The sequence below is a fragment of the Xanthobacter autotrophicus genome (assembly GCF_005871085.1).
In the GTDB taxonomy this organism is placed as follows: domain Bacteria; phylum Pseudomonadota; class Alphaproteobacteria; order Rhizobiales; family Xanthobacteraceae; genus Xanthobacter; species Xanthobacter autotrophicus.
In genome coordinates this window covers 31,217-39,812 of the sequence record NZ_VAUP01000013.1, presented here as the reverse complement: position 1 = coordinate 39,812, position 8,596 = coordinate 31,217, and the positions used below count along the sequence as shown (strand labels likewise).

Below are 8,596 nucleotides of genomic sequence, written 5' to 3'. Positions count from 1 at the left end.
CGTGGCGTTCCTGGCCTATGTGGAACAGGTTCTCATTCCCGAGCTTTCGCCAGGCGACATGGTGGTGATGGACAATCTCGGCTCCCACAAGGGGCCTCAGGTCCGCGCCGCCATCGAGGCTGCCGGCTCCGGTCTGCTTTATCTGCCGCCCTACAGCCCCGACTTCAATCCCATCGAGAAGGCATTCTCAAAGCTCAAGGCGCTCCTGCGCAAAGACGCCGAGCGCTCCGTCGCCGGCCTGTGGGACGCCATCGGTCGCCTCATCGACTGCTTCACGTCAAAGGAATGCCAGAACTTCTTCATGGCCGCAGGATATGAGCCATTATGAGCGGAAAATGCTCTAGTTTTTGCAAATGACGATTTCAGCGCGACGGGGGAGGCATCGGACATCTGCCGACTTCCGCGCCCTAGAGGCCCACCGTAGAAGCGGGCCGAGCTAGCCGAGCGTCTCATACATGGTCGAATTTTGGAGAGATTTGGATGCAGGTGCGAGCAGCACCCGGTCACACTAGGTCGGCGAATGAGATTCCGCCGCCAGAATGGAAAAACGCAACTTCCGCGCAAATACCAAAGCAACTTCTGATTGCAATGGCGCACCCGACACGATTCGAACGTGTGGCCTCCGCCTTCGGAGGGCGGCGCTCTATCCAGCTGAGCTACGGGTGCCTGCTGCTTACGCAGTGCTTACTCGGAATTTTTGCGAAAGTGAAGCCCTCGGCCACACGCCCGCAAGCCTTTGAATTCAATAACGCTTTTCTTCCCACCTTTCGCATCGGCCGGCTTGACACGTGCCTTCGGAGGGCAGCGCTCTAGCCAGCTGAGATACGGGTGCGTGTCGCGGACGCCGGCTCGGCCTTCATACTGGAAGCAGACGCGGGCGGCAACAGGTGTTGGAACGCGCGGTCGCGGCATCCCCATCGTGGTGATTGGACCTTCCGGATTCGGCATAAGCACAGGCGAGCGGGGCATCTCGGCCGCCGCTCCCATTGCATCCCCTAGCCGGCTTCAGCCAAAGCCTCGGTCTCAGCCTGCAGGGCGGCGAGCAGGGCCATGAAGCGCTCACCCTGAACCAGAACGTGGGTTCGCGCCCGTTCTGCGGCGACAATGCCATCGCCAGCACAAAGCGCGACCATGATCGCCTCATGCTCGGCGAAGGAGGCCTCCATACGGCGTGGCACGTTGAGCTGGAGCCGGCGATAGGGCTGCAACGCCCGCTGCAGCCGCAAGGCCTCGCCATGGATCACCCGGTTGCCGGTGGCGGCATAGATGGCGGCGTGAAAGGCCGCGTTGGCCGGATAATAGGCGCAGACATCCCCCGCCTCGACCGCCGCGCCGCAGGCGGCATGGGCCTCGGCGAGGGCGGCGCGATCGCAAGCCGCCATGCGCTGGGCGGCGAGGCGCGCGCAGGCGGCCTCCAGCTCCGCCATCAGCTCGAAGGATTCCAGCAACTCGCGCGGGCCGAGCAGCACCACGAAGGCGCCCCGGCGCGGGCGAATCTCGATGAGGCCCGAGGCGGACAGCTGGATCAATGCCTCGCGGATCGGCGTCCGCGAGACGCCGAAGCGCGCGGCGAGACCGACCTCGTCAAGCCGTTGGCCCGGCCGCAGCCGGCCGGAGACGATATCGTTTTCCAGCGCCTCCCTGAGCCTCGGGGTCTGCTCGCCGCGCACTGTCCGCCTCCGTCCGATCCCAGAACACCGCGACGGCGCTCTCGGTGCAACCAACAGATCTTGTATACAAGATTGTTGACAAAAAATCCAATCGAGATTTTAGTACATGCATAATGACCACCGAGGATGCCATGCTCCATCCGACCGCCGGGAACTGTCCGCGCTCCGCAGCGCCGGTCGGCTCTCAGCCGAAAGAGATGGGGCGTGCGGTGCACGCGCGCCTTGCCATCGCCAGCTTCCGGCTTTCCCATAGGCGCTCCGGCAGCGGGCTCTGGGACCACGGCGGGGCGATGCGATGAGTTCCAATACTTCCTTCTTCGGCGACCTCCTCACCTCCATCGCGGAACGGGGGCGCTCCCTGCTCGACCGGTCGAGCAGGGTATCCGGCGCCACCAAGGCGGCGACCCTGGTGGAGCGCTGCGAGCAGCTTCTCTCTGGTCGGGGCGAGGCTTCCGGCGTTGCGCTGGCCTCCGACATCCTGGATCGCTACGCCCGCATGAAGACCGGCGAGCGCATCGCCTTTTTCGAAGCGCTGGCAGAGACATTCGGGCCGGATCGCGCACGGCTTGAAAAAGCCATCGAGAGCTATGGCCGCACCGGCTCGGACGCGGCGGCCGCAGAACTCCATCTCGCCAGCGAGCCGCGCCGGCAGGAGCTGTTCCGCCGGTTCAATCTCGGCCCCGGCGCCACCCTCTCCCTGGTGCGCATGCGCGAGAATCTGATGGACGCCCTCGTCCATCGCCACGATCTTGCCGCGGTGGACCGGGATTTCGGACATCTCTTCTCGTCCTGGTTCAACCGGGGGTTTCTCGTGCTGCGCCGCATCGACTGGTCGACGCCCGCCAACGTGCTGGAAAAGATCATCCGCTACGAGGCGGTGCATGCCATCCGCGACTGGAACGATCTGCGCGCCCGCGTGGATACGCCGGACCGGCGCTGTTACGCCTTCTTCCACCCCGCCCTCGTGGACGAACCGCTGATCTTCGTGGAAGTGGCGCTGACGAAGGATATTCCCGGCGGCATCGCCCAGGTGCTCGACCAGTCCCGCGCCCATCTGGAGCCGGAAAAGGCCACCACCGCGGTGTTCTATTCCATCTCCAACTGCCAGCGCGGGCTCGGCGGCGTCTCCTTCGGCAATTTCCTGATCAAGCAGGTGGTGGAGGAGATCTCCCGCGAGATCCCCTCGCTCTCCACCTTCGTAACGCTTTCGCCGGTGCCCGGCTTCCGTGCCTGGCTGGATGCCGAGCGCAAGGCGGAGAATTCCCCCGCCCTCACCCCCCTCGATCGCGAGGCGCTGGCCGCGCTCGATGCTCCGGACTGGGCCGAGAAGCCGGAGACGCGTGAGGCGCTGGTGCCGGTGCTCTCGGCGGCAGCGGCCTATTATTTCCTTGTCGCCCGCACCACCAAGGGCAAGCCGGTGGACCCGGTGGCCCGCTTCCACCTCGGCAACGGGGCGCGGCTGGAGCGCATCAACCCCATGGGCGACCTCTCGTCCAAGGGCATCGCCCAGGCCGCCGGGCTGATGGTGAACTACCGCTATGTGCTGGCGGACATCGAGAAGAACCACGAAGCCTTCCTCGGCAAGGGCGAGGTGGTAGCGAGCGGACCCGTCAAAAAGCTGCTGAAGGCCGAGGCCGCCAGCCGCGCGCTCGTTCCCACCTCCTGAGGCAGGACGGACCAAACCAGATCGGTCCCCGGAAGAAGGGGCCGATGGCACGAGAGAAACAATGAGCGAGAACCATCTCTTCGGCGCCATCCGCGCCGCCATGCCCGCCCTCGACACCCCGCTCGCCACCCTCGCCGACGGACGGGTGGAGACCTATGGCGACGCGCTGGCGCTCTCCGCCCGCCTGGCCCATCTGCTGGTGGCGCGCGGCGTGAAGCCCGGCGACCGGGTGGCGGTGCAGGTGGAGAAGTCCTGGCCGGCCCTCGCCCTTTATCTCGCCACGGTGCGCGCCGGCGGCGTCTACCTGCCGCTCAACACCGCCTACACCCTGAACGAGGTGGAGTATTTCCTCTCGGATGCGGAGCCGACGCTCTTCATCTGCCCGCCTCACATCGAGGCCGAGGCCCGCGCCCTGACGACGCGGCTTGGCGTGCCTTCCATCGAGACGCTGGGTGCCGACGGTACCGGATCGCTGACGGACGGGTCGGCCCACCTGCCCACGGAATTTGCCGACGTCCTACGCGGGCCGGAAGACCTCGGCGGCATCCTCTACACCTCGGGCACCACGGGCCGCGCCAAGGGCGCCATGCTGAGCCACGACAACCTCTTGTCCAACGCCCTGACGCTGAAGGACGAATGGCGGTTCACGGGCGACGACGTGCTGCTCCACGCCCTGCCCATCTTCCACACCCACGGGCTGTTCGTGGCGTCCAACATCGTGCTCCTGGCCGGCGCCGCCATGATCTTCCGGGCGAAGTTCGACCCGCGCGAGGCGCTGGAGCTGATGGCGGCGGGCGAGGTGACGAGCCTGATGGGCGTGCCCACCTTCTACACCCGCCTCCTCGACCAGCCGGGCCTCACCAAGGAGGCGACGGCGAAGATGCGCCTGTTCGTCTCCGGCTCGGCGCCGCTGCTGGCGGAGACCCACCGCGCCTTCTTCGAGCGCACCGGCCACGCCATTCTCGAACGCTACGGCATGACCGAGACCGGCATGAACACCTCCAATCCCTATGATGGCGAGCGCATAGCCGGCACCGTGGGCTTCCCCCTGCCCGGCATCTCGCTACGCGTCACCGATCCGGAGAGCGGGCGGGTGCTGCCCACCGACGACATCGGCATGATCGAGGTGAAGGGACCCAACGTCTTCAAGGGCTACTGGCGCATGCCGGAGAAGACTGCGGCGGAATTTCGCGACGGCTACTTCATCACCGGCGATCTCGGCAAGATCGACGCCAAGGGCTATGTGCACATCGTCGGCCGGGGCAAGGACCTCGTCATCACCGGCGGCTTCAATGTCTATCCCAAGGAAGTGGAAGGCGAGATCGACGCCATTCCCGGCGTGGCGGAAAGCGCGGTGATCGGGGTGCCCCACCCGGATTTCGGCGAGGGGGTCACCGCCGTGGTGGTGCCGGTGGCGGGCGCCAGCCTGACCGAGGCGGATATCAACGCCGCGCTGGAGAACCGGCTCGCCAAGTTCAAGCAGCCCAAGCGGGTGTTCTTCGTGGCCGAGCTGCCGCGCAACACCATGGGCAAGGTGCAGAAGAACGTGCTGCGCGACACCTACAAGGACATCTTCCGCGCCGTGGCGTGAAGCGCTCTCATGCCAACGGTCCCGGTCTTTGACCGGCGCCGTGAGCGCTCAGGCGCCGCACAGGCTCGCGGCAACGGGTGGTTGGCGTCACCGCACCACGGGGGCCACGTCCACGCCCACGGACAGGCGATGGTCGCCGGAGGTGACGATCACCCCGTCCACCGGCGCCACATCGGCATAGTCGCGGCCGACGGCGAGGATGATGTGGTCGTCCCCCACCGGAATGGCGTTGGTGGGATCAAGGCCGATCCAGCCGGCCTCCGGCCCGCACCAGATCTCCACCCACGCGTGGGTGGCGTCCGCCCCCTCAAGGCGCGGCTGGCCTTCCGGCGGGATGGTGCGCAGATAGCCCGACACATAGCGCGCCGGCAGGCCGAGGCCGCGCAGCCCGGCAATCATCACCTGGGCGAAGTCCTGGCACACCCCGGCCTTGGCGGCGAACGCCTCATGGGGCGGGGTGGCCACATGGGTTGCGCCGGGCTGGTAGGTGAAATCCTCGTACACCCGATGCATCAGTTCCAGCCCGGCCTCCAGCACCGGGCGGTCGCCGCGGAAACTGGTGGCAGTCCACTCGGTAATTTCGGGATCGAGCGGCACGGCGCGGCTCGGGAACAGACCGTGGGCAGCCGCGTCCGGCCCGAGGTCGGCCTCCTCCAGCGCCGCGGCCCGTACATCGTCCACCAGCAGCGTCTCGGCCGGGTCCGGCAAAGCGGTGGAGGTCACGTCCACCCGGCTGCGGGTGGTGAGCGAGAGATGGCCGTGGGGCTGGTCGATGGTGAGCCAGGTGAGGCCATTGCCGAAGAAGTCGATGCCGTGCTCCAGCTCCGCCGGATCGGGATCGATGTCGAGGATGTGGGCGATGACGTGCTGGTGGCCGATGCGGTCCACCGGCGTCATGCGCAGCACCTGCCGCACCACCCGCACGGGCACCTGATAGCTGTAGGTGGTGGTCTGGCGGATGTCGTAGAGCATCTGTCCCTTCCTCGTGGATCCCACGGATGCGACGCATCCGGGATCTTCTGGCTCAATCGCCCTCTAATGGGTGCTCCAAACCTTCACATGGAAAGCGAGTGCGTCATCTCCGGGGCGTGGCCCTGGAGGAAGTAATGGGCGGCGATCTCGTCGGACAGCTCCATCAGCATCTTCTCCATGGCGTCGAACCAGGCCGGCTCGAAGCTCTCCGCCGTGCTCGCGGCCAGTTCCGCCTGCATGCGGGCGACAAGGCGCTCCCAGAGCGGCGGCGGCGCATCCTGGTCGCGGCCCGGCAGCACCTTCAGGTGATTGGCCATGCGATGCACCTGGAACGCCACCGAGCGCGGATTGTCCGGATCGAGCAGCACCAGGTCGAGCACCGGTCCGCGCGCCTCCATCATCACATAGCGGGTGCGGTAGGTGATGAGGCTGTCCGCCACCTGCAGCAGCGCATCAAGGGAGCCGAGCGGCGCCCCCACCTCGCCGAAGGTGCGGGCGAAGCGCAGGGTGCCGATGGCCCGCTCGGTGCGCCGGCCCAGCTCCAGAAACCGCCAGCCGGTCAGCCGGTTCATGTTTTCCGAGGCGAGGCCGTAGAAGGCGGCAATGATCCGCAAGGCGGCATCCGCCCGCTCCGCCGCATCCGCCTCGGAGGGGGCGGGGGCGATGGGCGCATCCACGCAGGCCTCAAGATCCACCAGCGCCCGCCAGGCGTCGGGCGAGAAACGGTCGCGGATCACCGAGGCCGAGGCCCGGGCCGCCTGCACCAGTTGCGGCAAGGCGCCGGGCACGTCGCGGCGGGTCAGCACCGCCACCGCATAGCGGGCCGGGGTGGCCCGGGCAAGGTCACGCGGCATGGCGCCCCAGGCGCCCAGAAGGCCCAGCAGACGCGTGACGAGGGGGCTGGTACCGCTGTCGCCGCTTTCCGCGAGCCGGCCCACCAGCACCCGCGACAGGCGAAGCGTCGCCTCGGCGCGCTCCACATAGCGCCCGAGCCAGAACAGATTGTCCGCCGCCCGGCTCGGCAGCGTGCCGGAGGACCTCCGCACCTTCACGTTGGCCGAGCTTGGCAGCAGCGTGGTGTCCGCCACCTCGGCGTCCGCCAGCACCCACACGTCCGCCGAGCGGTCGCCCTTCTGCATGGAGACGGCGCGGGCGTCGGGGGCGGAGGAGATGCGGCAGAAGCCGCCGGGCATCACCGTCCAGCCCTTGTCGGTGGCGGCAAGGAAGACGCGCAGCATGAACGGGCGCGGCGTCAGCTTTTCCCCCGTCCACACCGGGGTGGTGGACAGGCGGGCGATATCCTGGCCCACCACGTCGCCGCCGCGCCGGGCCAGCAGGGTGGACAGGCGCCGCCGGTCGGTGGCGGTCAGGTCCGCGCCCAGCACCGATCCCCCGTCCGGCAGGCCCGGCAGGGCGCGCCCGAAGGCCGAGGAAATGACCAGTTCGTCCAGATGCTCCATCACCTGCGCCCGCTCGGCGGGCTGGCCGCACCACCAGGTGGCCACATGGGGCAGCTTGAGCGGCCGGCCGAACACGCGGGTGGCGATGCGCGGCAGGAAGGCAAGAAGCGCAGGCGCCTCGATGAGGCCGGTGCCCAGCGCATTGGCCAGCGACACGCCGCCCATGCGCACCGCCTGAACGAGGCCGGGCACGCCGAGGCGCGAGCCGGCATTCAGCTCCAGAGGATCGGCGAAGTCGGCATCGAGCCGGCGCAGCAGCACGTCGATGCGCCGCAGCCCCGCCACCGTGCGCACGTGGAGCGTATCGCCGCGCACGGTCAGGTCCTCGCCCTCCACCAGCAGGAAGCCGAGATAGCGGGCGAGCAGCGCGTGCTCGAAATAAGTTTCGTTGAGCGGGCCCGGGCTCAGCAGGCCGATGCGCCCCTCCCCGGTCCGGTCCAGCTTCATCAGCGAGGTGCGCAATGCCTGGAAGAAGGATGCGACGCGCTGCATGTTGAGATTGCGCGACACGTCCGGCAGGGCGCGGGTGGAGGCGAGGCGGTTCTCCAGCGCGTAGCCGGCGCCCGATGGCGCCTGGGTGCGATCGGCAAGCACCCACCAGCGGCCATCCGGTCCACGCCCCACATCGGCGGCATAGACCCGCAGGAAGCGCCCACCCTCGGGCTTGATGCCCACCAGCGGCCGCAGGAATTCAGGGCTGCCGGCCACGGCCGCAGCGGGCAAATCGCCATCGGCGACCAGATGCCCGGCACCATAGAGGTCCTGAAGCACCACTTCCAGCAGTTCGGCGCGCTCGATGAGGCCGGCGGAGAGCACCTGCCAGTCCGCGTCCTCGATGAGCAGCGGCATGTGGCTGAGCGACCAGGGCCGCTCGCCGCCGCCGGTATCGTCATAGACGCGGTAGAAGACGCCCGAATCGCGCAGATAGCGATCGGCGGCGGAAAAGCGCCGGCGCAGCTCGTCGGAACCGAGCTCCGCAAGGGCAGCGAGAAATGGCATCCAGTGGCGGCGCGGCTGGCCGTCCTGATCCATCATCTCGTCGCGGATGCCGGGCAAGGTCCGGTAGCCTCCGATGAGGCTTTCCGCGGCCGCCCGTTCAAACACCTCGCTCCGCTGCTCGGCCCCCGACACGACTACCCCTTCCACGGCCGGATTCGTTTTGGGCGGAATGTGCGCAGCGATCCCGTCCAAAATCTGAACCCGCCTCTAAGCCTAAGAGAAGAGACCGTTTTATCCA

Annotated in this window: 6 protein-coding genes and 1 tRNA gene; 3 read left to right on the top strand and 4 right to left on the bottom strand. The window is 67.8% G+C overall.

What is annotated here, in order from left to right; genetic code table 11:
• On the top strand, window positions 1-328 hold a 328-nt coding region (locus tag FBQ73_RS04580), incomplete at its 5' end, for a transposase (protein WP_138398336.1).
• Window positions 329-589: 261 nt separating this feature from the next.
• Here the strand turns inward: FBQ73_RS04580 and FBQ73_RS04575 are convergent.
• Both FBQ73_RS04575 and FBQ73_RS04570 read right to left on the bottom strand, forming a co-directional pair.
• Window positions 590-666: transfer RNA gene (locus tag FBQ73_RS04575), tRNA-Arg, on the bottom strand.
• Between the two features lie 329 nt (window positions 667-995).
• The gene (locus tag FBQ73_RS04570) at window positions 996-1,670 is read right to left on the bottom strand and encodes a GntR family transcriptional regulator (protein WP_138398335.1); all 675 of its coding nucleotides are present in this window, start codon (window positions 1,668-1,670) and stop codon (window positions 996-998) included.
• 295 nt (window positions 1,671-1,965) lie between these two features.
• Between FBQ73_RS04570 and FBQ73_RS04565 the strand changes: the two genes are divergently transcribed.
• Both FBQ73_RS04565 and FBQ73_RS04560 read left to right on the top strand, forming a co-directional pair.
• Window positions 1,966-3,336 (top strand): malonyl-CoA decarboxylase, encoded by a 1,371-nt coding sequence (locus FBQ73_RS04565; RefSeq protein WP_138398334.1) that lies wholly within the window; start codon window positions 1,966-1,968, stop codon window positions 3,334-3,336.
• A gap of 61 nt (window positions 3,337-3,397) precedes the next feature.
• The gene (locus tag FBQ73_RS04560) at window positions 3,398-4,927 is read left to right on the top strand and encodes a malonate--CoA ligase (protein ID WP_138398333.1); all 1,530 of its coding nucleotides are present in this window, start codon (window positions 3,398-3,400) and stop codon (window positions 4,925-4,927) included.
• 87 nt (window positions 4,928-5,014) lie between these two features.
• Here FBQ73_RS04560 and FBQ73_RS04555 read toward each other — a convergent pair whose 3' ends face one another.
• Window positions 5,015-5,899, bottom strand: coding sequence for a transglutaminase family protein (locus tag FBQ73_RS04555; protein ID WP_138398332.1), 885 nt, complete (start codon window positions 5,897-5,899; stop codon window positions 5,015-5,017).
• An 83-nt stretch (window positions 5,900-5,982) separates the two neighbouring features.
• Window positions 5,983-8,394: a circularly permuted type 2 ATP-grasp protein gene (locus FBQ73_RS04550; RefSeq protein ID WP_246089566.1), complete on the bottom strand. Its 2,412-nt coding sequence runs from the start codon at window positions 8,392-8,394 to the stop codon at window positions 5,983-5,985.
• Window positions 8,395-8,596: the final 202 nt, after the last annotated feature.